This is a genomic window from Bradyrhizobium sp. STM 3561 (assembly GCF_045571455.1).
Taxonomy (GTDB): Bacteria; Pseudomonadota; Alphaproteobacteria; order Rhizobiales; family Xanthobacteraceae; genus Bradyrhizobium; species Bradyrhizobium vignae.
The window spans coordinates 2,094,699-2,119,920 of the sequence record NZ_CP120695.1 but is presented as its reverse complement, the minus strand read 5'-3'; the positions used below and the strand labels follow the sequence as shown (position 1 = coordinate 2,119,920).

Here is a 25,222-nt window from a genome sequence, read left to right as displayed (position 1 = left end):
CAGAAATGAGCCAAGCCCTTATCAAGACACCAATCCCCACCCGATGCGAAGAATCCGGTCGAGGACTCGGACCGCGTGCTGGGGGAAGTGGTGAGGACGGGGAAAGATTATTTCAAAGCGACCCGCCACCTGCGGGCCGCGCTGCTGACGTCGTCGGCACTGGCCTTGGCCTGGACCCTGCCGGCCGGGCCGACGCGCGCCGCGTCGGACGGCACCTGGCTCGCCTCCCCCGGCAGCAACGATTACGGCAACGGCGCCAATTGGGACGGCGGCTTCGTGCCTGTCGGCACGGCCTCGTTCGGTACCTCCAATACCACCAGCCTGGTGATTGCGATCGCCAGCGTCGGCGGCTGGACCTTCAATGCCGGCGCCTCGAACTACACGTTTGCCGTCGGCAACTCGCTGAACTTCACTGGCGCCGGCATCACCGTCAACGGCGGCAGCGTCACCATCAACATCAACGGCGGCGGAGATCTGTCTTTCTCCAACACCAGCTCGGCCGGCAGCGCCACCATCACCAACAACAACTACCTGCAGTTCTTCGGCAACAGCACGGCGGGCAACGCCTCCATCACCAACACCAGCTTCAACATGCTGTTCTTCAACGACTTCAGCACGGCAGGCGACGGCACCATCACCAACAACGTCAACGGAACTCTGTCTTTCTACAACAACAGCACGGCCGGCAGCGCCACCATCATCAACAGCGGCAACCTGCGTTTCCTCGATGCCAGCACGGCCGGAAGCGCCACCCTTATCAACAACGTCGGAGGCTCCGTCGATTTCTCGAACAGCACCGGTCCGCACGGCGACGGCAGGCTGAGCGCAGGCTCGATCGCGGGCGCCGGCGCTTACAACCTCGGCGCCAATGAGCTGACGGTCGGCTCCAACAATTCCTCGACCGAGGTCAGCGGCATCATCTGGGGCGCCGGCGGCGCGCTGGTCAAGACCGGCACCGGCACGCTGACCCTGTCGGGCGCCAATAGCTATACCGGCGGCACCACGATCAACGGCGGCACGTTACAGCTCGGCAGTGCCGACGGCGTCGGCTCCATTGTGGGGACCGTCAACGTCGGCAGCTCGGGCGCATTCAATGTCTTCAACGCCGACACCAGCGGCATCACCACCATCACCAACGGCGGTCTTCTGAACTTCAGGAACACCAGCACGGCCGGCAGCGCCACCATCAACAACAACTACTATCTGTACGTCTGGGACACCAGCACAGCCGGCAGCGCCATCATCACCAACAACCGGTTCTTGGGGTTCTACAATCTCAGTTCGGCTGGCAGCGCCACCATCACCAACGGCGGCACGCTGAATTTCAACGACACAAGCACGGCCGGCAGTTCGGCGATCACCAACCACGCCATCATCCATTTCGTGGACAACAGCACGGCGGGCACCGCCACGATCTTCAGCGACAGCACTCTGTCGTTCAATGCGAACTCCACTGCCGGCGGCGCGACCATTACCACTGACGGCGCCGGCACTCTGGAATTCCGTGACACCAGCACGGCCGGTAACGCCACGATCGTCAGCACCAGCGGCGCCACGCTGACTTTCCTCAACACCAGCAGCGCCGGCAGCGCAACCATCACGAACGAAAATGACGCGCTCTTCAGGGACAGCAGCACGGCGGGCAGCGCCACGATCTCCAACGTCGGCTTTGGCACTATGAATTTCCTCGAAGCCAGCAGCGCCGGCGGCGCAACCATCACGAACGGGAATGCTCTGTACTTCCGGGACAGCAGCACGGCGGCGAGCGCAAATATCACCAACAATGGCGGCATCGCATTCTACGGGTCCGCCACTGCCGGCAACGCGACCATCACCAACAATGGCAGTATAACGTTCTTCGCCAACAGCACAGCCGGCAACGCGGTCATCATCAATAATGCCAGCAGCTTGGTCGATTTCAGTCCCACCGGGGGCCCCAACGGCGACAACAAAATCAGCGCCGGCTCCATCGCGGGCGCTGGCCTTTACCTGCTCGGCGCCAATGAGCTAACCGTCGGCTCGAACAAGCTCTCGACCGAGGTGAGCGGCGATATCAACGGCGCCGGCGGCTCGCTGGTGAAGATCGGCTCCGGCACGCTGACCCTGTCGGGGGCCAATACGTATACCGGCGGCACCACAATCAATGCGGGCACGCTGAAGATCGCGGGCGCCGGCACGCTTGGCGCCAGCAGTGCCGGCACAAATGTTGCGGGTGGCACGCTCGATCTTGGCGGCACGGCACAGACCCAGGACGGCGGCGTGACGGTGACGGGTGGTCGCATAACCAACGGCACGTTGTCATCGTCCGGTTTGTTCGACGTACGAGCCGGCATTATCGACGCCAGTCTCGCGGGCAACGGCGCGCTGACCAAGGTCGGCAGCGGCGCGTTGACGCTGACGGGCGCGAATACCTACACCGGCGCGACGATCGTGAACGGCGGCACGCTGGCGGTGAACGGCTCGATCATCGCCTCCAGCAGCCTCACCGTGAACAGCGGCGGCACGCTCGGCGGCACCGGCATCGTCGGCAACACGACGATCGCGAGCGGCGGCACGCTGGCGCCGGGCAATTCCGTCGGCACCCTCACCGTCAGCGGCAGCCTCGCCTTCAGTGCCGGCAGCTTCTACAGGGTGGAAGTCTCCGCCACCGCCGCCGACCGGACCAATGTCTCGGGCACCGCGACGCTGACCGGCGCCACCGTGCAGGCGGTGGCGCTGCCCGGCAGCTTCCGCAGCCAGACCTACACCATTCTCAATGCGACCGGCGGCCTTGCCGGAACGAAGTTCGCCGGGCTGAGCGTGAGCGGCAGCTTCAGTCCCACCCGCAACCCGCACCTCACTTACGACGTCAACAACGTCTATCTCGTGCTCGATCCCAGCGCGATCGTGCTGCCGGCGGGCACAGGCGCCAACCAGAGCAACGTCGCCGGCGCCATCAACAAGGCGGTCGAGGGCGGCGCGACGCCGCCGGTCGGCTTCGATGCGCTGCTCAACATGGGCCAGCCGCAGCTCAACCACGGGCTCAGCCAGGTCTCCGGCCAGCCCGGCGCCGCCGGCACGCAGGCCTCGTTCAACGCCACGCAGCAGTTCATCGGCATGCTTGATCCCTTTGGCGGCGGCGGCACGGACGGCGAGCGCGGCGGCACGGCCAGCGATGGCGGGACGCTGGGCTACGCTTCCACCGCACCAAATGACGCCGGGCTACGCGAAGCCTACGCCGCAGTGACACCGCGCGAGGCGAGCGGCGAGGTCATCGACCGGCGCTGGGGCGTGTGGGCCTCCGGCTATGGCGGCGCCAGCACGTTGAACGGCAACGCCGCATCAGGTTCGAGCACCACCACCAGCCACATCTACGGCACCGTGGTCGGCGCGGACTATCGGATATCGCCGAACACGCTGGTCGGCTTTGCGCTCGGCGGCGCCGGCTACAACTTTGCGCTGTCCGACAGTCTCGGCAGCGGCCGCGCCGACCTGTTCCAGGCCGGCTTCTACGGCCGCCACAATTTTGGGCCCGCCTATATCTCAGCAGCGCTCGCCTATGGCTGGCAGGACGTCACCACCGACCGCACCGTGACGGTCTCAGGCACCGACAAGCTCACCGCCAATTTCAAGGCCAGCACCTTCTCGGGCCGCCTCGAAGGTGGCTGGCGCTTCGCACCAATCCGCGCCTCCAGCTTCGGCGTGACGCCCTACGCGGCCGCACAAGTCACCACATTCCACCTGCCCGGCTATGGCGAGACCGCGATCGCCGGCAGCAACCAGTTCGCGCTGTCCTACACCGCGCAGGACACAACAAATGTCCGCACCGAGCTCGGCGCCCGCACCGACCAGCGCTTCCTGGTCGATAACGGCGTGCTCACGCTGCGCGGCCGGCTCGCCTGGGCGCACGACACCAACACCAGCCGTCTCGTGAACGCCGCCTTCCAGACGCTGCCGGGCGCTGCCTTCACCGTCAGCGGCGCGCGTCCCGCCGCCGACTCAGCGTTGGCCGGCGGCCGGGCCGAAATGAAATGGAAAAACGGCTTATCGCTCGCAGGCACCGTCGAGGGCGAATTCTCGCGCAGCACGCAGACCTACACCGGCAAGGGCACGGTGCGGTATGAGTGGTAGGAAGCGCCTTGCTCTCGCGCTGCGCCCGCACGTCGATTAAGCCAAGCCGGATCGCGACTTAAGCACCGCCACCGCCGGCAACCCGCAGATGGCGTTTCTACTGTGCATGGGGTTGTTTTGCGGAATTTCGTTTGTCGGGTCGGCTCCCAAGCCGCCTACCGCCCCGTCTTCACCTTGGTCCACAGCCGGTTGATGATGCGCTGGGTCGCCGGCTCGCGCGCCGTGATGACGAACAGCTTTGCGAGCGTCGCCTCGTCGGGATAGATGTTCTTGTCGTTCAGAATCTTCGGGTCGACCAACTTTTGGCTCGCGAGGTTGCCGTTGGCGTAGGACAGGAAGTCCGAGTTCTTGGCGGCAACGTCGGGGCGGTAGAGATAGTTGATCAGCTCGTAGGCTTCGCTGACGTTCTTGGCATCCGCGGGGATCGCGAGATTGTCGAAGAACATCTGCGCGCCCTCCTTCGGAATCGCGTAGCCGATCTCGATGCCGCTCTTGGCCTCGGCCGCGCGGGCACGCGCCTGCATGATGTCGCCGGACCAGCCGACGACGAAGCAGATCTCGCCGGTCGCGAGCGCGCTTAAGTATTCGGACGAGTGGAATTTTCGCACGGAGGGGCGGACTTTTGCCACGACATCGGCGGCCTTCTCCAGGTCCGCCTGCTTGGTCGAATTCGGATCGAGCCCGAGATAGTTCAGCGCCGCCGGGAAGATATCGTCGGCGGAATCGAGCATGTGCACGCCGCAGTCTTTGAATTTTGCCAGGTTCTCCGGCTTGAACACGACGTCCCAGCTGTCGATCTTCGCGTCGGCACCCAGGATCTGCTTCATCTTGGCGACGTTGTAGCCGATGCCCGTCGTGCCCCACATATAGTTGGCGGCGTAGACGTTGCCGGGGTCATAGGTGGCGAGGCGCTGCGTCACCATCGGCCAGGCATTGGCGAGGTTAGGCAGCTTCGTCTTATCGAGCTTCTGGAAGATGTTCGCCTTGATCTGGCGCTGCAGGAAGTAAGCCGTGGGCACCACGACGTCGTAGCCGGACTTGCCGGCCATCAGGCGGGTCTCCAGCGTCTCATTGGCGTCGAAGGTGTCGTAGACCACCTTGATGCCGGTCTCCTTGGTGAAGGCTTCAAGGACGTCCGGCGCCATGTAGTTGGACCAGTTGTAGAAGTTGACGACTCGCTCCTCCGCGCCTGCAGGAGCGGAGAACAACGTCAGCGCTGCGGCGATGGCAAGACGAAACCTCGAGCGGCTGACGTTCGTCATCACTGGTCTACCTCTTGCGTCCACGCACCGCGTCCGACAGCCGCTCCAGCGCGGTGTCGAGGGTCTCGTCCTTCTTGGCAAAGCAGAAGCGCACCACTGATGTCACCGGGTCCTGCTCGTAGAAGGCCGAGACCGGGATCGCGGCGACCTTGTAGTCCTTCACGATGCGCCAGCAGAACTCGGTGTCGCTCTCGTTCAGCCCGAGCGGCGACAGGTCGACGGTGAGGAAGTAGGTGCCCTGCGACTTCAGCACGGGGAAGCCGAGGCTCTCCAGCCCCCTGGTCAGGCGGTCCCTGCTCCGCGTCAGATCCTGGCGCATCGACAGGAAGTAGTCGTCGGACTTGCCGAGGCCGTAAGCGACGGCAGCCTGGAGGTTCGGCGCGGTGGTGAACGTCAGGAACTGGTGCACCTTGGCGGCGACGCGCAAGAGCTGTGGCGCGGCACAGACGAAGCCGATCTTCCAGCCCGTGAGCGAGAAGATCTTGCCGGCCGAGCCGACCTTGATGGTGCGCTCGCGCATGCCCGGAATGGTGATCAGCGGGATGTGCTTGTGCTCGTCGAAGGTGACGTGCTCCCAGACCTCGTCGCAGATCGCGATGACGTCGAACTCCTGGCAGTAGCGCGCCAGCAGTTCGAGATCCTCGCGCGGATAGACCACCGCGGAGGGATTCAAGGGATTGTTGAAGAGCACCGCCTTGGTCTTTGAATTGAACACGCTTTTCAGCATGTCCTCATTCAGCCGCCAATGGGGCGGCTCGAGGCGGACGAGGCGCGGAATGCCGCCGGCCTGACGGATGATCGGCAAATAGGAATCATAGACCGGCTGGAAGCAGACCACTTCGTCGCCGGGCTGAACCACGGCGAGGATAGCCGAGGTCAGCGCCTCGGTGCCGCCGGACGTGACCATCACCTCGCTCATCGGATCGAGCTTGAGGCCGTGCCAATGGCCGTAATGGGTCGCGATCGCCTGGCGCAGCTCCGGCAGGCCCATCATCGAGGGGTACTGGTTGTAGCCATTCAGCGAGGCCTCGGCCGCGGCGCGCCGGATGTCCTCAGGCCCGGGATCGTCGGGGAATCCCTGGCCGAGATTGATGGCATTGTTGTCGCGCGCGGCCTGCGACATCGCCTCGAAGATGGTGACGGGAAGATCGGCGAAGACCTTGTTCAAGGACGAGCTTTTGGACATCGGGCCGATCAGCCACCGACCTTGCTGGGAAGACCCGCCGCCTTCCAGCCGAGCATGCCGCCGGCCAGATGCTTGTCGTAAGGCAGGCCCGCCGCCTGCGCCGCGAGCGAGGCCGTCACCGAGCGCTTGCCCGAACGGCAGGCGAACACGACCTCCTTGCCCGCGGGGTCGGGAATCGCCTTCGGATCGAAGGTCGAGAGCGGAACCACGACGCCATAGGGATAGGCTTCGGCCTGAACCTCATTCGGCTCACGGACGTCGACGAGCAGATAGCGCCCTTCCGCGACACCCTTGGAGACCTCGTCCGGGGTCAGATCCTGTACCTGGTTTGCCACTTCATCCTCCAACGTCGCAAGGCGCATGCCGGGCGATCCCGGCCGGCGGCAACCTCGCCTCTCGGGAAACGAAAATCAAGCGCCACAAGGGCTTGAGCCGCGCGGCGCAAGTTAAAGCTAAATCGCAGCGACTTGAAGTCCGGCTTTCGGGGTCTATGCCCGGAGATTCCGTTTCAGTTCTCACCATTCCTTCGGTGTCATTCCCCGCGACCCGGCTACGCCAAGGCTTCGCCGGGGTTGAGGTCCAGGGGCGCCGAAGCTTTAGCGTAGGCGACAAGCGGCGAATCCAGTACGCCGCCGCTGCTCGGTGAATCACGGGCGCTTCGGAGTACTGGATCGCCCGGTCGAAACATCGGCCGGGCGATGACAGCGATGGCGACGGATGGAGCCCCGGCTGAAAGCTAAATCGTCACCTGCGTGCCGACCTCGACGACGCGGCCGCTTGGGATCTGGAAATAGTCGGTGGCATCGTTGGCGGCGCGGCTGAGCGAGATGAACAGCCGGTCCTGCCAGCGCGGCATGCCGGAATGGGCGGCGGGCTTGAGCGCCCTTCGCGACAGGAAGAACGAGGTCGACATGATGTCGAACTGCCAGCCCAGCTTGCGGGCGATCGCCAGCGCCTTCGGCACGTTGGGCGATTCCATGAAGCCGAACTTCAGTGTCACCTTGGAGAAGGTTGGTGAGATTTGCTCCAGCCTCACCCGGTCCGCCGGATCGATCCGCGGGGTCTGCGCGGTCTCGATGGTGAGAATGACATTCTTCTCGTGCAGCACCTTGTAGTGCTTCAGACTATGCATCAGCGCGGTCGGCGCGCTGAGCGGGTCCGAGGTCAGGAACACCGCGGTACCCGGCACCCGCTGCGGCGGCCGCTTCTCCAGCATGGCGACCAGGTCGGCGAGCGGAAACTCGAGCTTGCGCGACTTCTCGAACAAGAGCCGGCTGCCGCGCCGCCACGTGTACATCAGGATGATCATGACCGCACCGAGCGCCAGCGGCACCCAGCCGCCCTCGAAGACCTTCAAGAGATTGGCGGTCAGGAAGGTCAGGTCGAGGAACAGGAACGGCGCAATCAGCGCGCCCGCGGCGAGCGGCGACCACCGCCACCCCTTCCAGACCACGACGAAACCCATCATGGCCGTGACCACCATCGTGCCGGTGACGGAGATACCGTAGGCGGAGGCGAGCGCGGACGAGGAGCGGAACAGCAGCACCAGAAGGACCACGAAAACCAGCAACAGCTGGTTGATGCGCGGGATGAAGATCTGGCCGGAATGGGCTTCCGACGTATGGCGAATTTCAAAGCGTGGCAGCAGCCCGAGCTGGATCGCCTGCCGCGTCAACGAATAGGCGCCGGTGATGACGGCTTGGCTCGCGATGACCGTGGCGGCAGTGGCCAGCACGACCATGGTGCCGCGAACAAAGCCTTGCGGGAAGAGCTGGAAGAACGGGCTCACGATCGCGCCGGGGTCACTGAGGACGAGCGCCCCCTGCCCGAGATAGTTCAGCGCCAGCGACGGCAGCACGATAGAGAGCCAGGCGAACTGGATCGGCCGCTTGCCGAAATGGCCGAGGTCGGCATAGAGCGCCTCGGCGCCGGTGACGGCCAGGAACACGGCGCCCAGCGTGACGAAGCCGATGATGCCATGGTGCAGCATGAAGGACACGGCATAGAGCGGGTTCAGCGCGAGCAGCACCTGCGGCTGCTGGATGATCGGATGGATCGCCGCGGCCGCAAGCACCGCAAACCACACGCACATGATCGGGCCGAAAAAGGCGGCAACGCGCGCCGTGCCACGGGATTGCACGGCGAACAGACCGGCCAGGATCACGACGGTCAGCGGAACGATATAAGGCTCGAATGTCAGGGTGACGTCCTTCATGCCCTCGATCGCCGACAGCACCGAGAGCGCCGGCGTGATCACGGCATCACCGTAGAACAGGGCGCCAGAGATGATGCCGAGCAGGACGATGGTCGCCCCGCCGGTGCCAACCGCCCGCTGGGCCAGCGCCATCAGCGCCAGCGTGCCGCCCTCGCCGTTGTTGTCGGCGCGGAGCAGGATCACCACGTATTTGAGCGTCACCACGACGATGAGCGCCCAGAGGATCAGGGAAAGCACGCCGAGCACGGCCGCCGGCGTCGGCAAGCCCTCGGCGCCCGAGGCCGCCATCACCGCCTCGCGGAACGCGTAGAGCGGACTGGTGCCGATATCGCCATAGACGACGCCGATACTGCCGAGCGTCAGGGCGCCGAAACCGGCGGTGGTATGGGCCTCGCCATGCCCGTTGGCCGCCGCCGTCTCCGGGGCGGGAACTGCTACGTCACTGGTCATGGAAGAGCCCTATGGCCTCGACAATGCTTCACGGCACAACGGCGCAAAAGCGCGCGGCTTATAGTCCTGCGCTGCCGGCATAGCCTAGCCCGATTTCGGGCCCTAGCCATGCTAATTTTGCATGGATTCACCAGTTGCGTTCAAATAGTGACTTGGGTTCCGACTTCAACCACCCGCCCGGTGGGAATCTGGAAATAGTCGGTTGCATCGTTGGCCGACCGGCTCAGCGCGATGAATAGGTGATCCTGCCAGAGCGGCATGCCCGACTGCGCCGAGGCTTTCAGCGACCTTCGCGACACGAAGAACGAGGTCGACATGATGTCGAACTGCCAGCCCTGCTTGCGCGCGATCGCGAGCGCCTTGGGCACGTTCGGCTGCTCCATGAAGCCGAAGCGCAAGCGGACCTTGGAAAACTTGTCGCTGATCTTTTCCATCCTGAATCGCTCCGACAGATCGACCCGCGGCGTATGCGCGGTCTCGATGGTCAGGATCACGTTGTGCTCATGCAGCACCTTGTTGTGCTTGAGATTGTGCAGGAGCGCGGTCGGCACGAAAGCGGGATCGCTGGTCAGGAATACGGCGGTGCCCTTGACGATGTGCGGCGGCCGCTTCTCCAGGCTGCGGATCAGATCGTCCAGCGGCACCTCGATCCGTCGCGTCTTCTGCATCAGAATTCCAGAGCCCTTGCGCCAGGTCCAGATCGTCCCAGCCATTGCCGCGCCAAACAGCAGCGGCACCCAGGCGCCCTCGAGCAGCTTGAGTAGATTGGCGCTGAAGAAGCTCAAATCGACGACGACGAAGGGCATGATGACGGCCGCGGCCGCCGCCGCACGCCAATTCCACAACTTCCAGATCACGACGAAGCCCATGATGCCGTCGGCGACCATGGTGGTTGAGACCGCAATGCCGTAGGCCGAGGCCAGATTGCTGGGGGTGTGGAACAGCAGCACCAGCAGCATCACGCCGATCAGCAGCAGGCGGTTGACACGCGGCAGATAGATCTGGCCGGCATGGGATTCGGAGGTGTAACGCACCTCGAAACGCGGCAGGAGGCCGAGCTGCACGGCCTGATAGACCAGCGAATAGGCGCCGGTGATCACCGCTTGGCTCGCGATCACGGTTGCGGCCGTCGCAAGCCCGACCAACGGCAGCACCAGCTTCTCGGGCACCATGCGATAGAAGGAATGCTCGATCGCGCTGGGATCGGACAGCACCAGCGCCCCCTGCCCGAAATAGTTGATCAGGAGCGCGGGCAGCACGAAGAACATCCAGGCCGACTGGATCGGCTTGCGGCCGAAATGGCCGAGATCGGCGTACAGCGCCTCGCCCCCCGTCACCGCCAGGAACACGGCGCCGAGTGTCACGAGGCCGATCGTGCCGTGTGACAGCACGAACTGCACCGCGTAATAGGGATTGATCGCCGCCAGCACGGAGGGGTCATCGACGATATGGACGGCCCCCATCACGGCGATGGCCGTGAACCAGACCACCATCACCGGCCCGAATGCCGAGGCGACCAGTGCGGTCCCCTTGCTCTGGACCGCGAACAGCAGCACCAGAATGAGGACGGTGAGCGGCACGACATAGTGCTCGAGCGCGGGAGTTGCGAGCTTCAGGCCTTCGACCGCCGAGAGTACCGAGATCGCCGGCGTGATCATGGAATCGCCGATGAACATCGAGGCGCCGACCACGCCCAGCGCGAGCAGGAACCAGCTCCGCCGCCCGAGCGCGCGCTGGCCGAGCGCCATCAGCGAGAGCGTGCCGCCCTCCCCGTTATTGTCGGCGCGCAGCAACAGCAGGACATATTTCGCAGTGACGACGATCAGCAGTGCCCACAGGATCAGCGAGAGCACGCCGAGCACGATGACGCGTGAGACCGGCTCGCCATGGGCCGCGCCCCTGACCGCCTCGTGGAAAGCATAGAGCGGCGAGGTGCCGATATCGCCGAAGACGACGCCGATGCTCCCGAGCGTAAGGGCCCAAAAGCCTGATGTGACCGGTTGCACATCCTGAGTCTCGGTCGATGTGATGCTCGCCGTCATGAGGGTGGAAAACGCTTGGTCCCTGAATTTGATCCGGCGCCTTTTGACGCTTCCCGCGCGCCTGTCAATCGGCCTCCACCATAGCAGGCACCGGGACAGAAGCTGTGACGCCGCAGCAACGTTCATCGCCTGCGCGACGACATGCCTCAGGTAAGATGGTAACGCAAGGGGCCTATTTTCCGAGCATGATCTCGTCGGGAAAACCGGTGCCTACTTTGCGCAAACGAGGCCCTTCGGGTGCGGATCATGCTCACGGCTTCAGATTCGGCGGCAGCGGCGGATCTTCGCGCATCAGCGTGATGGTCACCCGCCGGTTGGCGGCGAGCGAGGGATCGTCCGGAAACAGCGGCTGGGTGTCCGCCTTGCCCGAGACGGCGAAAAAGTGCGACGGCGGCAGGCCCTCGCGTTCGAGGATCTGGCGCACGGCATTGGCGCGGTCGGCCGACAGATCGAAGGCGCCGTAGTCGCTGCGGGTCGGCACGAAGCCCGCCGCGGTGTGACCGGCGATGGAAACGCGGAGCGGCGTGGCCTTGAGTGGGATCGCGAGCTTCTCGACCAGGCGGCGGGTGCGGTCATAGGGCACCTTGGAGCCGTCGGCGAACATCGAGCGGCCATCCTGGTCGACGATCTCCAGGTTGAGGCCCTGCTTGGTCTCCTCGAACATGATGTGCTTGGACATCTCGGTCAGTTCCGGCATGTCCTGCAACGCCTGGCGCAACGAGGCCGCCGCCAGCGCGAAATTGCGGTCGACCTTGACCTTGGCCCCCGACGTGCGGTCGCGGTCCTCCTGATCCGGTGTCGGCGTGTTCGAGGCGTCCTCGGGCTGAATGTGATCGACATTCTTCAGCCGCGGACGCGTCGGCAGACCGTCAGACTCGACGATGCCGGCGTAGCGCGCTTCGCTCTGCACGCCGAAGGCGTCGCGCATGGACCCTGCAACGATCTTCAGCTTGTTGGCGTCTTGCGTGGAGAACGCGACGAGCATCACGAAGAAGCTCATCATGAGGCCCATGAGGTCGGCGAAAGTCACGAACCAGCCGTGACCGCCGCCATGCGCATCCCCGCGTTTCTTCTTCGCCATGACCTAAATCCTGGTGCGCACGATCAGGCCGGCACCGGTTCACCCTCGGCGTGGCGATGCTTCTCCGGCAGGTAGGCCAGCAGCATTTCGCGCACCAAGGTCGGGCTTTTGGAGTCGCGGATCATCAGGATGCCGTCGATGATCAGGGTGCGGTTGGTCTCTTCATCCAGCAGCTTGCCATGCAGCTTGTCGGCGATCGGCAGACAGAACAGGTTCGCAACCAGCGCACCGTAGAGCGTGGCGAGCAGCGCGGTCGCCATGAACGGGCCGAGCTTGGAGGGGTCGGTCATGTTGGCGAACATCTGCACCATGCCGATCAGGGTGCCGATCATGCCGAAGGCCGGGGCGCAGTCGCCGATGGCGCGGTAGATCTTGCTGCCCTCGTCGAGGTGCATCAGGAAGTTGTCGCGGTCGCGCTCGAGATTGTCGCGGATGAAGTCGAGGTCGTAGCCGTCGGCGACGTAGCGGATGCCCTTGGCGAGGAACGGCTCGTCGGTCTCAACCTTCTCGAGACCCACCGGGCCCTGCTTGCGGGCGATCTCGGCGATGCGGGCAAGCTCGTCGACGAGATCGTGCGCCGACAGCCGGCTCATGGTGAAGGCGAACTTGGCGCCGAGCGGAAGGCCGTGCAGCAGCGCTGAAAGCGGAAAGCGGATCATGGTCGCGGAAATCGAGCCGCCGAAGATGATGATCATCGCATGTTCGGAAATGAACATGTGCAGGTCGCCGCCCATGAGGATCATCGCGGTGATGACGATGATGCCCGCCGTGAGCCCAACGCCCGTCATGATATCCATGGGAGACTCCAACCGCGAACGCAACAACGGCCGTCCTGGCCGCTGGCGCGGCCCAACCCCGAACCGCATCGGAACCCTAGAGCGCCGCCCTTAAAGCCGCGTAAAGGTTAAGTCCGGACAGTGTTCTGCGCGCCGCTGCGATTGCCGTCCAGCGATGGGAAATTTCAACACTTCGCTAACCATGAGCCGGCGCGCCACGACGTCACGTCCGCTGCGGCCCTCCGCCACATCCGGGACGAAGGATGAATTGCTATCCTGAAGCGGGGCGGCATGCTCGATCGCGGGAGCCATCGCGATGTTGACGCTCTTCGGCCTTCTCACTGCGCTGCCCGCGGCGCTGGCGTTCCACCTGCTCGAGCCGGAGCTCGTCCTGCCGGCCTTCAGCATCCTGCTCTTTGTCGAAGCCGCCTTCGCGGTGATCGCAGCGCGATTGATCCACCTCCCGGACAATGCCGAAGACATCACGCTCTGGGACCTTGCCGGCGGCTTCACCTTGATCGGATGCGCCGCCGCTGTGTTCGGTGAGCCGGACCAGGCGGCTCTGTTCCTGGCGGAACAAGGCGCCCCACGGCCGGCGTCCCGGCCGTAGGTCGTTCAACCACGCGCTTAGTGGATTTCCGCCGAGCGCTTCAGCGCGGCCTTCAGCTTCTCCAGCGAGAAGTCGGGGCTGCGGGCGATCTCCAGGATCGGCGTCTCGCGGCGGCCGCAGAGTTCGGCAGCCTCCGGCAGCTTCGCGGCGACGTCGAGCGGGATCACGATGGCGCCGTGCCGGTCGGCGTGGATCAGATCATCGGACTTCACGGTCATGCCTGCAACGCGCACTTCGCCGCCAAAGCTTTCCGCATGCACCCAGGCATGCGACGGGCCGATCGAGCCGGCGAGCGCCTGGAAGCCCGGAGCCCATTGCGGGATGTCGCGGATCGAGCCGTCGGTGATCACGCCCAGGCAGCCGAGCGCCTTGTGCACGCTGCTCTGCACCTCGCCCCAGAACGCGCCATAGCCGACGTCGGGCCCGTCGATGTCCTGGATCACCGAGATGCGCGGGCCATGGCCGGTGCCGACATATTCGTAATATTCGATCCGACGCTTGGACTGCTCTTCAGCCGGGAGCGATGATTTCAGCACTGAACGGATCGTGACCGTGCGGGCATAGCCGACGATCGGCGGCAGGTCTGGGAACGGACAGACCAGTTGCTTGGTGGTGTAGCCGATCAGCCGGCGCTCGGGCGCCACGATCTCCATGGCATTGCAGATCGTCGGCGTGTCGTAGCGGCCCAGCGCCTCGAGGACGGAAGCAGGCAGCGGCCCGGTCGCGGTATCAGTCACGGCGTTCTCTCCCAGATTGGCGGCTGATTGACGCGATGCCGCCGGCACAGGCGATATAGCCGAGATCAGGCTTCGACCCAACTCAGGCGGGCCTCATGGCAGATATCCGCGCGGGGCCGCTCAGTGCAGCCGTCCGGGCCGTTCGTCGTCGTGCGGCCGCTCCGACAAATTCGCCAGCGTCGGCGCCGACGGCGGCGACGGAACTTCGGCTCCTGACGGCGCGGTGGCTTCCATCGCGCGCGCCTGGTCGCGATAGGATTTGTAGCCAAGCGGCAAAGCGAGGAGATACAGCACCGTGCCGATCGACAGCACATGCCAGGGATAGGCGATCAGGAGCGCGATGAAGACGATCACCCCGACGAAGGCCGGCAGCACCAGTTCGGGTGGGACGCGCATGCGCTTGGTCTTGCCGGAGAACACCGGCAGGCGCGACACCATCAGGAAGGCGATCAGCAGCGTATAGGCAGCCGTCACCGCTGCGGGCAGCCGGCCGAGCTCGAGGAAAGCAACGTAGATCGGCAGCAGCACCGTGATCGCGCCCGCGGGCGCCGGCACGCCGGTGAAGAAATTGGCGGCGAAGGCCGGCTTGTTCGGATCATCCATCGTGGCGTTGAAGCGCGCGAGTCGCAGGCCGCCGGAGATCGCGAACACCATGGCGGCGATCCAGCCGGCATTGCCGAGCTCGTGCAACTGCCAGAAATACAGCATCAGGCCGGGCGCGACGCCGAAATTGACGAAGTCGGCGAGGCTGTCGAGCTCGGCGCCGAACTTGGACTGACCCTTGATCATGCGCGCGATGCGGCCGTCGATGCCATCGAGCGCGGCTGCGAACACGATGGCATAGACGGCGAGCGACATCCGCCCCTCGATCGATAGTCGGATCGAGGTCAGGCCGGCGCAGATCGCCAGCAGCGTGATGACGTTGGGCACCAGCATCCGCACCGGAATCGGTCGGAACCGCCGGCGGCGGACATCGGGATCCTTGAAGTCGTAGGGCGTCATGGCTCGTCCTTATCTTAAGGCGAGATATAGCAAGCCGCGCCCCCCTCCGCCATTGCGGCGGAGGGTCCAAAGCACCGACTATTGGTTAATTGGCGCGATAGGCGCGGCTCGGGTCGTCGCCGGCGAGGTCGGCCAAAATGGTCTCTCCGGCGATTGCGGTCTGCCCTTCCGAGACCAGCGCCTTGGTGCCGACAGGCAGGTACACATCGAGCCGCGAGCCGAAGCGGATCAGGCCGAAGCGCTCACCGGCGCCGATCGCCTGCCCCTCCTTGACGAAGCAGACGATGCGCTTGGCGACGAGGCCTGCGATCTGGACCACGCCGATCCGTGCATTGGGCGTCGTGATCACCAGCGAGTTGCGCTCATTGTCTTCGCTCGCCTTGTCGAGCTCGGCGTTGATGAACAGGCCGGGCCGGTAGGCAATGCGATCCACCCTGCCCGCGATCGGGCTGCGGTTCACGTGACAGTTGAACACGCTCATGAACACCGAGATGCGCGGCAATGGCCGGTCACCGAGGCCGAGCTCGGCCGGCGGCAGCGCCATGGTGATCATCGAGACGCGGCCGTCGGCCGGCGACACCACCAGCCCCTCGCGCACCGGTGTCACGCGGACGGGGTCGCGGAAGAACAGCGCGCACCACACCGTCAGGATCGTGCCGATCCATCCCAGAGGCGACCACAGCCAGAACAGGATCAGGCTTGCCAGTGCAAAGCCGCCGATGAAGGGATAGCCCTCCTTGTGGATCGGCGGAATCTGACGCTGGATCGAATCGAGAATGGACATCGCTATCTGCCGCTTGGGGTTAATGGCGCGGGTCGTCGCGCGGGCTTGTTTAGGCCAGAGTTGGGATCGGAGACAAGCTCACTCCGCCGCGGCGGGCGTCGTCAGGGTGTCATCGACCGGCGGCGGCTCCCGGTTGGGCGCCGTGCTGGTGTCGGCCATCTTGGCCAGTTTCTCGCGCGCCGCCTCGGCTTCGCGCTGCCTGTTCCACATGCTGGCATAGAGGCCGCCCTGCGCGAGCAGTTTCGCGTGGGTGCCGCGTTCGGCGATGCGGCCCTGGTCCAGCACGATGATCTCGTCGGCGCCGACGATGGTCGAAAGCCGGTGCGCAATCACCAGCGAGGTGCGGTTCTTCGCCACGCGATCGAGCGCGCCCTGGATCTCGTGCTCGGTATGGGTGTCGAGCGCCGACGTCGCCTCGTCCAGCACCAGGATCGGCGGTGCCTTCAGCACGGTGCGCGCGATCGCGACGCGCTGCTTCTCGCCCCCGGACAGCTTCAGGCCGCGCTCGCCGACCTGGGTCTCGTAGCCCTTCGGCGCCATGCGAATGAAATGGTCGATCTGCGCCAGCCGCGCCGCCTCCTCGACCTCGGCATCGCTGGCGTCCCAGCGGCCGTAGCGGATGTTGTAGCGGATGGTGTCGTTGAACAGCACGGTATCTTGCGGCACCATGCCAATCGACGCGCGCAAGCTGGCCTGCATAACGTTGCGGATATCTTGGCCGTCGATCAAGATCTTGCCGCCGGAGACGTCATACAGGCGGAACAGCAGCCGCGAGATGGTCGACTTGCCTGCGCCCGACGGACCGACGATCGCGATGGTCTTGCCGGCCGGCACCTCGAAGCTGATGCCTTTCAGGATCGGCCGCGTCGGCTCGTAGGCAAAGCGCACGTCCTCGAAGCGCACCGTGCCGGCGGAGATGACCAGCGGCTTCGCGTCCGGCGCATCCTTGATCTCCGCCTCTCTGCCCAGCACGTTGAACATCTTCTCGATGTCGATGATCGCCTGCTTGATCTCGCGATAGACCATGCCCATGAAATTCAACGGCTGGTACAGCTGGATCATCATGGCGTTGATCAGCACGAAATCGCCCACGGTGTTGGTGCCGTTGCGTACGCCGATCGCGCACATCAGCATGGTCGCGGTCAGACCCAGGGTGAAGATCACGGCCTGCCCGGTGTTGAGCACCGCGAGCGAGGTGTAGGTGCGGATGCTCGCCTCCTCGTAACGCTCCACCGATTTGTCGTAGCGCTGCGCCTCGCGCGCCTCGGCGCCGAAATACTTCACGGTCTCGTAGTTGAGCAGCGAGTCGATCGCCTTGGTGTTCGCCTCGGTGTCGGAATCGTTCATCTTGCGGCGGATGCCGATCCGCCACTCGGTCGCGATGTAGGTGTAGTACATGTAGAGCGCGACCGTGATCAGGGTGGCGACCACGTAACGCCAGTCGAATTGCCAGAGCAGCACCGCGAGCAGCAGCGAGACCTCGACAATGGTCGGGATCAGCTGCAGGATCACCATGCGCACGATGACCTCGATGCCTTCGCGGCCGCGCTCGAGCACGCGCGTCAGGCCACCGGTCTTGCGCTCCAGGTGAAAACGCAGCGACAGCTCGTGCATGTGGATGAAGGTGATGGTGGCGAGCTTGCGCACCGCATGCATGGCGACGCGGGCGAAGATGCCGTCGCGCCATTGCGTCAGCACGGCCATCAGGATGCGCATCGCGCCGTAACTCGCGGTCAGCAACAGCGGCGAGGCGACCACCCAGAGATGCCAGTTGTCGGCCTGTACCGGCGCGGTGTTGGCGCCGGTCAGCGCATCCGTCGCCCATTTGAAGCTGAACGGCACCGCGAGCGTGATCAGCTTGGCGGCGAGCAGCAGCACCAGCGACCAGACCACCCGCATCTTTAGGTCGAAACGATCGCCCGGCCAGATATAGGGCCACAGATGCGCCAGCGTGCCGATCAGCGTGGCCCCGGCCTGCGGTCCTGTGGCGCGAGGGTCAGGAACGTCGGCGCCGTCGAACGATTGAGGTTGGTCCATCAAGAAGCCTGAAAGCCCGCCGGATGCGGGCGCAACTGCGATTAACGATTTTCGTCCGTCATATAGAGCCTTCCCGATGCCCGCGCACCCCGCCAGATGGCGAATCTTTGATTGTTCATCGTCGTTTACCGGTAGATTTCCGGGAGTATCGAATCACCGATTGGGCTTGACGCCTCCTCGCTGCAATGCATCATGGCAACAATGAGCACGATCCAAACTGTCTGTGTCTATTGCGGCTCCGGCCCAGGAACCAATCCCCGCTTCACCGAAGGCGCCAAGGCGTTCGGCAGGGCGCTCGCCGAAAACAACATCCGCTTGGTCTATGGCGGCGGCTCGCTCGGTCTGATGGGCGCGGTCGCGACCTCCGTGCTCGACCATGGCGGCACCGTCACGGGCATCATCCCGGACTTCCTGCGGCTGCGCGAGAATGCGCTGACGCGCGTGCAGGAGATGATCGTCACGCCCGATATGCACGAGCGCAAGCGCCTGATGTTCGAACGCTCCGACGCCTTCGTGGCCCTGCCGGGCGGCGTCGGTACGCTGGAGGAGCTGGTCGAGCAGATGACCTGGAAGCAGCTCGGCCGTCATGCCAAGCCGGTGCTGCTCGCCAACATCGACAATTTCTGGGAGCCGCTGTTCTCGCTGCTGTCGCACATGCGCCAGACCGAGTTCATCCGCGCTGGCCTTTCAATCGACATCCTCAAGGCCGACCGCGTCGAGGAGATCCTGCCGAAGCTGAAAGCGGCCGCGGCACAGGTGGCCGAATCGGAAAAGCAGCTCGCCCCGGAAATGGCGCGCAAGCTGTAACGCGCTACTCTGCCGGAAACGTCACCGCCTCGATCCGGTTACCGTCGGGGTCGAAGACGAAGGCTGCGTAGTAGCGCACGCGGTCGTGCGGGCGAATGCCGGGCGCGCCATCGGAGGCGCCGCCAGCGGATAGTGCGGCGGCGTGGAACGCATCGACTTCAGCCGTGGTTTTCGCCCGCAGGCAGATGTGCACACCGCTCTCCGCGGCTACGGGCGGCATGCCCTCGCGCAAGTTGATCCAGAACTCCGGATAGGCCTTGCCGAAGCCGACCGTCCGCGGCCGCGTGACGAGGCGCGTGAGGCCGAGGGTGCCGAGCGTCGCCTCGTAGAATTTGGCGGCGCGCTCGAGATCGCTGACGCCGACGGAGATGTGGTCGATCATTGTGCCGTGCTCCCTCCCCTCCTCATTGCAGAGTGCGTCCGCGGAGACAGTCTGGATGCTTCGTCGCTTCGCTCCTCGCAATGATGGCGCTTGCAGCGCCGCCGTCCCTCACGCCGGCGCGCCCGATTTCACGAGCTTGTAGATCACCGAATCCATCAGCGCCTGGAACGAGGCGTCGATGATGTTGGGGGAGACGCCGACCGTGGTCCAGCTGTCGCCGTTCTCGTCCTCGCTCTCGATCAGGACGCGCGTGACCGCGCCGGTGCCGCCATTGAGGATACGCACGCGATAATCGATCAGCTTCAAGCCCTCGATGTACTTCTGGTACTTGCCGAGATCTTTCCGCAAGGCGACGTCGAGCGCGTTCACGGGGCCGTTGCCCTCGGCCGCCGAGATCAGATGCTCGCCCGCGACGTCGACCTTGACTACCGCGAGCGCCACGGTGACGCGCTCGCCGAGCGCGTTATAGCGCTGCTCGACATTGACGTCGAACTGCTCGACTTCGAAGTAATGCGGCACCTTGCCGAGCGTGCGACGCGCCAGGAGCTCGAACGAAGCGTTGGCTGATTCATAGGCGTAGCCGGCCGCCTCGCGCTCCTTCAATTCCTCGACGAGGCGCGTCAGCTTGGGATCGCTCTTGTCGTAGGCAATGCCGGCGCGGTCGAGCTCGGCAATGACATTGGAGCGGCCGGCCTGGTCGGACACCAGCACCTTGCGGTGATTGCCGACCAGTTCCGGCAGCACATGCTCATAGGTCTGCGGATCCTTCAGCACGGCGGAAGCATGGATGCCGGTTTTGGTGACGAAGGCGCTCTCGCCGACATAGGCCGCATGCCGGTTCGGCACGCGGTTGAGCATGTCGTCGAGCGTGCGCGACACCTTGACGAGCGTCGCCAGCTTCTCCGCCGTGACGCCGATCTCGAACGCGTCGGCAAAACCTTTCTTCAGCTTCAGCGTCGGGATCAGCGAGCAGAGATTGGCATTGCCGCAGCGCTCGCCGAGACCGTTCAGCGTACCCTGGATCTGCCGCGCTCCGGCGCGCACCGCGGCGAGCGAATTGGCCACCGCCTGCTCGGTGTCGTTATGGGCGTGGATGCCGACATGATCGCCGGGAACGTGCTTGGTCACCTCGGTGACGATGGCCTCGACCTCATCAGGCATGGTGCCGCCATTGGTATCGCACAGCACCACCCAGCGCGCCCCGGCCTCATAGGCCGCCTTGGCGCAAGCCAGCGCAAAGCTCGGGTCCTCCTTGTAGCCGTCGAAGAAATGCTCGCAGTCGAGCATGACCTCGCGGCCGGCTGCCTTTGCCGCGGCGACGCTGTCCCGGATCGAAGCGAGGTTCTCCTCCTTGGTCGTCTCCAGCGCAACGCGCACCTGATAGGCTGACGACTTCGCCACGAAGCAGATCGCATCCGCTTTCGCTTCCAACAGGCCCGCGACGCCCGGATCGTTCGAGACCGAGCGCCCAGCCCGCCGCGTCATGCCGAAGGCGGTGAAGCGCGCATGATTGAGCTTCGGCTTGGAGCCAAAGAACTCCGTGTCGAGCGGGTTGGCGCCGGGATAGCCGCCTTCGATATAGTCGATGCCGAGATCATCGAGCATCGCCGCGATGACCTGCTTGTCGGCCAGCGTGAAATCGACGCCGTTGGTCTGCGCCCCATCGCGCAGCGTGGTGTCGAACAGATAAAGACGCTGCTTGCTCATTGCCCCGCTCCGAGCGTCTTCTTCATGGTGGTGTTGGCGAGCCACTCGTCGCCCATGGTGACGCTGTTGCGCTGCTGGGCGGTGTAGCCGCGTTTGGCGAAGAAGCCTTGCGCGTTGTCGCTGGCATCGACCGACAGGCTCGTCGCTCCGCGGCCGCCGGCGAGCTTCTCCAGCGCGTCGATCAGCATGGTCGCGATGCCCTGCCCGGCCACGGCCGGATGGACATAGAGCATGCGGATGTGATCGTTGCCGCGCAGCGAGGCGAAGCCGACGGGCGAACCCTCGAGCGTTGCGATCAGCGTGAGATCGGCGGCGAGCCGCTTGCCGAACTCCTCGTCCTCCGCCGCAGCCATCCAGGCTTCCTGCTGCGCCTCGCTGTAGTCGTCGCCGGTCAGCTCCTCGATGCTGGCGGTGAAGATCGCGGCGAGGATCGGCACATCGGCCGGCAGGAAAGGCCTGAGTGCGGGCTTTGGCAAAGTCTGTCCCATCGTCCTCACCACATCCCATAGAGCTTGAGCACGATCGCCACCGCGCCGGCGAGCAGCGCGATCTTCAGCGCGATGTAATAGAGCCAATGCCGCGGAAACGGCGTGTCGGGCCGCTTCATCGCGCGATCTCCCAGGTCGTGCCTTCCTTGGAGTCCTTGATCGCAACGCCCATCGTAGCGAGCAGATCGCGGATGCGGTCGGACTCCTTGAAATCCTTGCGGCCACGGGCGGCCGTCCGCTCGGCGATCAGACGCTCGACTTCCTTGGCATCGACGCCGCTCGCCTGCTGCTTGCGCCTTTCCCACTGCGCCGCGCTCTCGGCCAGGAATCCGAGCAGCCGCAACGAGCCCGCAAGACCCGCGATATCGTTGCCGCGCAGGCCGTGCAGCGCCGCGATCGCCTGCGGCGTATTGAGGTCATCGAGCAGCGGTTCGACCACCGACGCATCCGGCTCGCCCGGCACGGCGTCGGCCGCGATGCGGTACCAGTCGTCGAGCGTCTTGGCGCTCTCCTCGAGCGACTTCATGGTCCAGTCGATTGGAGAGCGGTAATGCGTCTTCAGCATGTTGAGGCGCAGCACCTCACCCGGCCAGTCCTTGAGCAGTTCGTGGATCGTGATGAAGTTGCCGAGCGACTTCGACATCTTCTCGCTCTCGACCTGCAGGAAGCCATTGTGCATCCAATAGTTCGCCATGCGCTGCTGGTGGAAGGCGCAGCAGGTCTGAGCGACCTCGTTCTCGTGGTGCGGAAACACGAGATCGATGCCGCCACCATGGATGTCAAAGTGCTCGCCGAGATGCTTCCAGGCCATGGCCGAGCACTCGATGTGCCAGCCAGGACGACCGTGCGCGGCGATACCGGCCGGCGAGGGCCATGACGGCTCGCCCGGCTTGGACGGCTTCCACAGCACGAAGTCGGTATTGCCCTTCTTGTATGGCGCGACATCGACGCGGGCGCCCGCGACCATCTCGTCCAGTGAGCGGTTGGACAGCGCGCCGTAGCGCGGCAGGCCGGCATTGGCCGCGTTCATGGCCTGCGGCGAGAACAGCACATGGTCCTCGGCGACATAGGCAAAGCCGCCGGCGATCAGCTTTTCGATGATCTCGCGCATCTCGCCGATATGCTCGGTCGCGCGCGGCTCCACGGTCGGCCGAAGCGCGCCGAGCGCATCGACGTCGGCGTGAAACTGCTTGCCGGTCTGCTCGGTGACCTTGCGGATGGCCTCGTTCAGCGGCAGGCCCGGGAAATCGCGCGCGGCGCGGTCGTTGATCTTGTCGTCGACGTCGGTGATGTTACGGACATATTTGACGTTCGCTTCGCCATAGAGATGGCGCAGCAGCCGAAACAGCACGTCGAACACGATCACCGGCCGCGCATTGCCGATATGGGCGAAGTCGTAGACGGTCGGTCCGCAGACATACATGCGGACGTTCTTCGGATCGAGCGGTACAAAGGTCCGCTTTTCCCTCGTCAGCGTATCGTGAAGGCGCAATTCCATATGGATACCCGTCGGCTGTTGGCCGGGCGTCCAAGGCTCTCAATGTGTTTGAGAAAAGACGGCTCCAGCCAGCGAATCGCTAGCTCGTAATCTCGCGGCAAATGGCGCAAATGGCGAGGAGACCGTTCATGCGGTCACATATGGGCCACCACGGGCCCCGGCGTCAAGAGCCGCGGAAATGCCGTTTTTTCTCCGCAAAGCGCGCGGCCCGCCCTGATGGTTCATGATCCCCTAACCATTTGAGGCCATTCTGGAACCAGCGGTTCCTCCATTTTTAGCCTCGGTATTTTCATGCGATCCCTGCTCGCGCTCGTTTTCAGCGCCGCGATCCTTGCAGCACCCCGCGCTTGCGCCGAGACCCGCGTTTTCATCATTGCCAATCAGGCGGATGGCTACGGCGTCGACCAGTGCCTGGCCAAAGGCGACAAATGCGGTGCATCCGCTGCGCGCACCTACTGTCAGTCACGAGATTTTGCGATAGCCTCGGCCTATCGCCGGGTCGATCCCGACGAAATTACCGGCTCCGTCCCCAAAACTGGCGCAAACTGCTCCCATGGCCGTTGCGACGAATATGTCGCAATCACCTGCCAGCGCTGAATTCCCTCGGAGCTGGCGGACCTTAGGACCGGTCTTTGTCCCTGAAACGACGTGACGATGCCGCAGGAAGCGGCTATTGGGAGGGCGCGCTTCGGCCCCCCAGATCACGCTGGGCCGTGACCTCGCTAGAATGGCGGATATGCCTGAATTTTTGTCTCTCTCCCGTGCCCGCTCCCTCCTTGCCTGCACCGTGCTCCTGAGCACCGTCATGCTCGCCAATGGCGCTTTGGCGCAGGCTGGCCCGCCTGGCCCGCCGCCTCAGCCGGGCCAGAACGGGCTCGGACCGAACCCGATGTGCGCGCGGCTGGAAGGCCAGCTCGCCGCGCTCGATCGTGGCGGCGGCGGTGGTGACCCCGCGCGCGAAGAGCAGATCCGCCGCTATCAGGATTCCCAGGCCAAGCAGCAGGCCGAGCTGGATCGCGTCACCATGCAGGCCAAGCGCATGGGCTGCGACTCCTCCGGCTTCTTTTCGCTGTTCAACGGCCAGTCGGCGCAGTGTGGCCCGGTGAACACCCAGATCCAGCAAATGCGCGCCAATCTGGACCAGATCACCGGCAATCTCGAACGGCTGCGCGGCGGCGGCCCCGGCGGCTTCAGCCCGGAGCGCGACAACCAGCGCCGTTCGGTCCTGTTGGCGCTGGCGCAGAACAATTGCGGCCCGCAATATGCCAATGCCGCGCAGTCGCAAGGCGGCGGCAACTTCCTGAGCAATTTGTTCGGCGGCGGCAACAACCCGAACAATCCGCAAGCCGTGCCGCCCTCCGATCTCGGCCCGCAATCCGGCACCTTCCGCACGGTGTGCGTGCGCACCTGCGACGGTGCCTATTTCCCGATCTCGTTTGCGACCGTGCCGGCGCGCTTTCCCGACGATGAGAAGACCTGCAAGGCGCTGTGCCCGGCGGCCGAAGCCGTGCTCTACACTCATCGCAATCCCGGCGAGGACATGAACTCGGCGGTCTCGATCGGCGGCCAGCCCTACACGGCGCTGCCGACCGCGTTCAAATTCCGCAGCGAGTTCAACCCGTCCTGCTCCTGCAAGGCAGCGGGCCAAACCTGGGCGGATGCGCTGAAATCAGCCGACGACAAGGCCGCAGCCGAGCAGCAGGGCGATATCATCGTCACCGAGGAGAGCGCCAGGAAGATGCAGCAACAGCGGCTCAACAAGGGCACGCCTGCCAATGCCAAGAAGGGCGCGGCTCCCGCGCCAACCACGGCGACTGCACCTGCAACGCCGCCGGCGGAGACGGCCCCCGCTGTCAACTCCGAGAACAAGCCGATCCGGTCGGTCGGTCCAACCTTCTTGCCGCAGCAGCAGAAGTAGGCAGCCCTGCTTTTACTGTCATGCCCCGCGAAGGCGGGGCATCCAGTACTCCGTGCACACAAGCAGTGCCGCAGGGTACTGCATCATCTGTTTCGCGGATGATGCAGCAATCCACAATCGCACGTCTTAC

Annotated in this window: 20 protein-coding genes; 5 read left to right on the top strand and 15 right to left on the bottom strand. The window is 64.7% G+C overall.

The genetic code is table 11. The annotated features are described in order from the left end of the window. The first annotated feature begins 90 nt into the window (after nucleotides 1-90). Nucleotides 91-4,110, top strand: coding sequence for an autotransporter domain-containing protein (locus P6U28_RS09615; RefSeq protein WP_407122106.1), 4,020 nt, complete (start codon nucleotides 91-93; stop codon nucleotides 4,108-4,110). A 155-nt stretch (nucleotides 4,111-4,265) separates the two neighbouring features. Here P6U28_RS09615 and P6U28_RS09610 read toward each other — a convergent pair whose 3' ends face one another. The 7 genes from P6U28_RS09610 to P6U28_RS09580 form a co-directional block, all read right to left on the bottom strand. Then, a complete protein-coding gene (locus P6U28_RS09610; protein ID WP_122403828.1) occupies nucleotides 4,266-5,372 on the bottom strand; it encodes a polyamine ABC transporter substrate-binding protein in 1,107 nt (368 codons plus the stop codon). A gap of 7 nt (nucleotides 5,373-5,379) precedes the next feature. Next, nucleotides 5,380-6,558 carry an aminotransferase gene (locus P6U28_RS09605; protein ID WP_122403829.1) on the bottom strand — a complete coding sequence of 393 codons (1,179 nt, stop codon included), beginning with the start codon at nucleotides 6,556-6,558 and terminating at the stop codon, nucleotides 5,380-5,382. A gap of 8 nt (nucleotides 6,559-6,566) precedes the next feature. Then, on the bottom strand, nucleotides 6,567-6,893 hold the full coding sequence (locus P6U28_RS09600; RefSeq protein WP_162500327.1) for a rhodanese-like domain-containing protein: 327 nt from the start codon (nucleotides 6,891-6,893) through the stop codon (nucleotides 6,567-6,569). 401 nt (nucleotides 6,894-7,294) lie between these two features. Continuing rightward, nucleotides 7,295-9,223, bottom strand: a complete 1,929-nt coding sequence (locus P6U28_RS09595; RefSeq protein ID WP_122403831.1) for a potassium transporter Kup — start codon at nucleotides 9,221-9,223, stop codon at nucleotides 7,295-7,297. Nucleotides 9,224-9,363: 140 nt separating this feature from the next. After that, on the bottom strand, nucleotides 9,364-11,265 hold the full coding sequence (locus tag P6U28_RS09590; RefSeq protein WP_209294352.1) for a potassium transporter Kup: 1,902 nt from the start codon (nucleotides 11,263-11,265) through the stop codon (nucleotides 9,364-9,366). A 250-nt stretch (nucleotides 11,266-11,515) separates the two neighbouring features. Next, the gene (locus tag P6U28_RS09585) at nucleotides 11,516-12,346 is read right to left on the bottom strand and encodes a flagellar motor protein MotB (RefSeq protein ID WP_122403833.1); all 831 of its coding nucleotides are present in this window, start codon (nucleotides 12,344-12,346) and stop codon (nucleotides 11,516-11,518) included. 23 nt (nucleotides 12,347-12,369) lie between these two features. Continuing rightward, nucleotides 12,370-13,143: a motility protein A gene (locus P6U28_RS09580; RefSeq protein WP_080138159.1), complete on the bottom strand. Its 774-nt coding sequence runs from the start codon at nucleotides 13,141-13,143 to the stop codon at nucleotides 12,370-12,372. A gap of 295 nt (nucleotides 13,144-13,438) precedes the next feature. Here P6U28_RS09580 and P6U28_RS09575 point away from each other — a divergent pair, with 295 nt between their 5' ends. Then, entirely contained in the window at nucleotides 13,439-13,732 is a 294-nt protein-coding gene (locus tag P6U28_RS09575; RefSeq protein WP_122403834.1) for a hypothetical protein, read from the top strand. A gap of 17 nt (nucleotides 13,733-13,749) precedes the next feature. Here P6U28_RS09575 and P6U28_RS09570 read toward each other — a convergent pair whose 3' ends face one another. From P6U28_RS09570 to P6U28_RS09555, 4 genes are all read right to left on the bottom strand, one after another. Beyond that, the gene (locus P6U28_RS09570; protein ID WP_162500328.1) at nucleotides 13,750-14,469 is read right to left on the bottom strand and encodes an RraA family protein; all 720 of its coding nucleotides are present in this window, start codon (nucleotides 14,467-14,469) and stop codon (nucleotides 13,750-13,752) included. 120 nt (nucleotides 14,470-14,589) lie between these two features. Beyond that, complete coding sequence (locus P6U28_RS09565) at nucleotides 14,590-15,471, bottom strand: CDP-alcohol phosphatidyltransferase family protein (protein ID WP_407122104.1); 882 nt, start codon at nucleotides 15,469-15,471, stop codon at nucleotides 14,590-14,592. Between the two features lie 85 nt (nucleotides 15,472-15,556). Then, on the bottom strand, nucleotides 15,557-16,279 hold the full coding sequence (locus tag P6U28_RS09560) for a phosphatidylserine decarboxylase (protein ID WP_283809970.1): 723 nt from the start codon (nucleotides 16,277-16,279) through the stop codon (nucleotides 15,557-15,559). A gap of 54 nt (nucleotides 16,280-16,333) precedes the next feature. Then, a complete protein-coding gene (locus P6U28_RS09555; protein ID WP_407122103.1) occupies nucleotides 16,334-18,292 on the bottom strand; it encodes an ABCB family ABC transporter ATP-binding protein/permease in 1,959 nt (652 codons plus the stop codon). A gap of 201 nt (nucleotides 18,293-18,493) precedes the next feature. Between P6U28_RS09555 and P6U28_RS09550 the strand changes: the two genes are divergently transcribed. Continuing rightward, the gene (locus P6U28_RS09550; RefSeq protein ID WP_162500329.1) at nucleotides 18,494-19,099 is read left to right on the top strand and encodes a TIGR00730 family Rossman fold protein; all 606 of its coding nucleotides are present in this window, start codon (nucleotides 18,494-18,496) and stop codon (nucleotides 19,097-19,099) included. Between the two features lie 4 nt (nucleotides 19,100-19,103). On the opposite strand, the gene P6U28_RS09545 is transcribed toward P6U28_RS09550, so the two are convergent. From P6U28_RS09545 to cysS, 4 genes are all read right to left on the bottom strand, one after another. Beyond that, the gene (locus P6U28_RS09545; protein WP_407122102.1) at nucleotides 19,104-19,481 is read right to left on the bottom strand and encodes a VOC family protein; all 378 of its coding nucleotides are present in this window, start codon (nucleotides 19,479-19,481) and stop codon (nucleotides 19,104-19,106) included. A gap of 108 nt (nucleotides 19,482-19,589) precedes the next feature. Further along, nucleotides 19,590-21,188, bottom strand: coding sequence for a citramalate synthase (gene cimA / locus P6U28_RS09540; protein WP_407122101.1), 1,599 nt, complete (start codon nucleotides 21,186-21,188; stop codon nucleotides 19,590-19,592). Then, nucleotides 21,185-21,676 (bottom strand): GNAT family N-acetyltransferase, encoded by a 492-nt coding sequence (locus tag P6U28_RS09535; protein ID WP_162500330.1) that lies wholly within the window; start codon nucleotides 21,674-21,676, stop codon nucleotides 21,185-21,187. The genes cimA and P6U28_RS09535 overlap by 4 nt, the downstream gene beginning before the upstream one ends. A 115-nt stretch (nucleotides 21,677-21,791) precedes the next feature. Beyond that, on the bottom strand, nucleotides 21,792-23,174 hold the full coding sequence (cysS, locus tag P6U28_RS09530) for a cysteine--tRNA ligase (RefSeq protein ID WP_407122100.1): 1,383 nt from the start codon (nucleotides 23,172-23,174) through the stop codon (nucleotides 21,792-21,794). A gap of 291 nt (nucleotides 23,175-23,465) precedes the next feature. Between cysS and P6U28_RS09525 the strand changes: the two genes are divergently transcribed. Together P6U28_RS09525 and P6U28_RS09520 are read left to right on the top strand one after the other, a co-directional pair. Next, nucleotides 23,466-23,771, top strand: coding sequence for a hypothetical protein (locus P6U28_RS09525; RefSeq protein ID WP_407122099.1), 306 nt, complete (start codon nucleotides 23,466-23,468; stop codon nucleotides 23,769-23,771). Nucleotides 23,772-23,901: 130 nt separating this feature from the next. Next, entirely contained in the window at nucleotides 23,902-25,092 is a 1,191-nt protein-coding gene (locus tag P6U28_RS09520; RefSeq protein WP_122403845.1) for a DUF2865 domain-containing protein, read from the top strand. Nucleotides 25,093-25,222 lie beyond the last annotated feature (130 nt).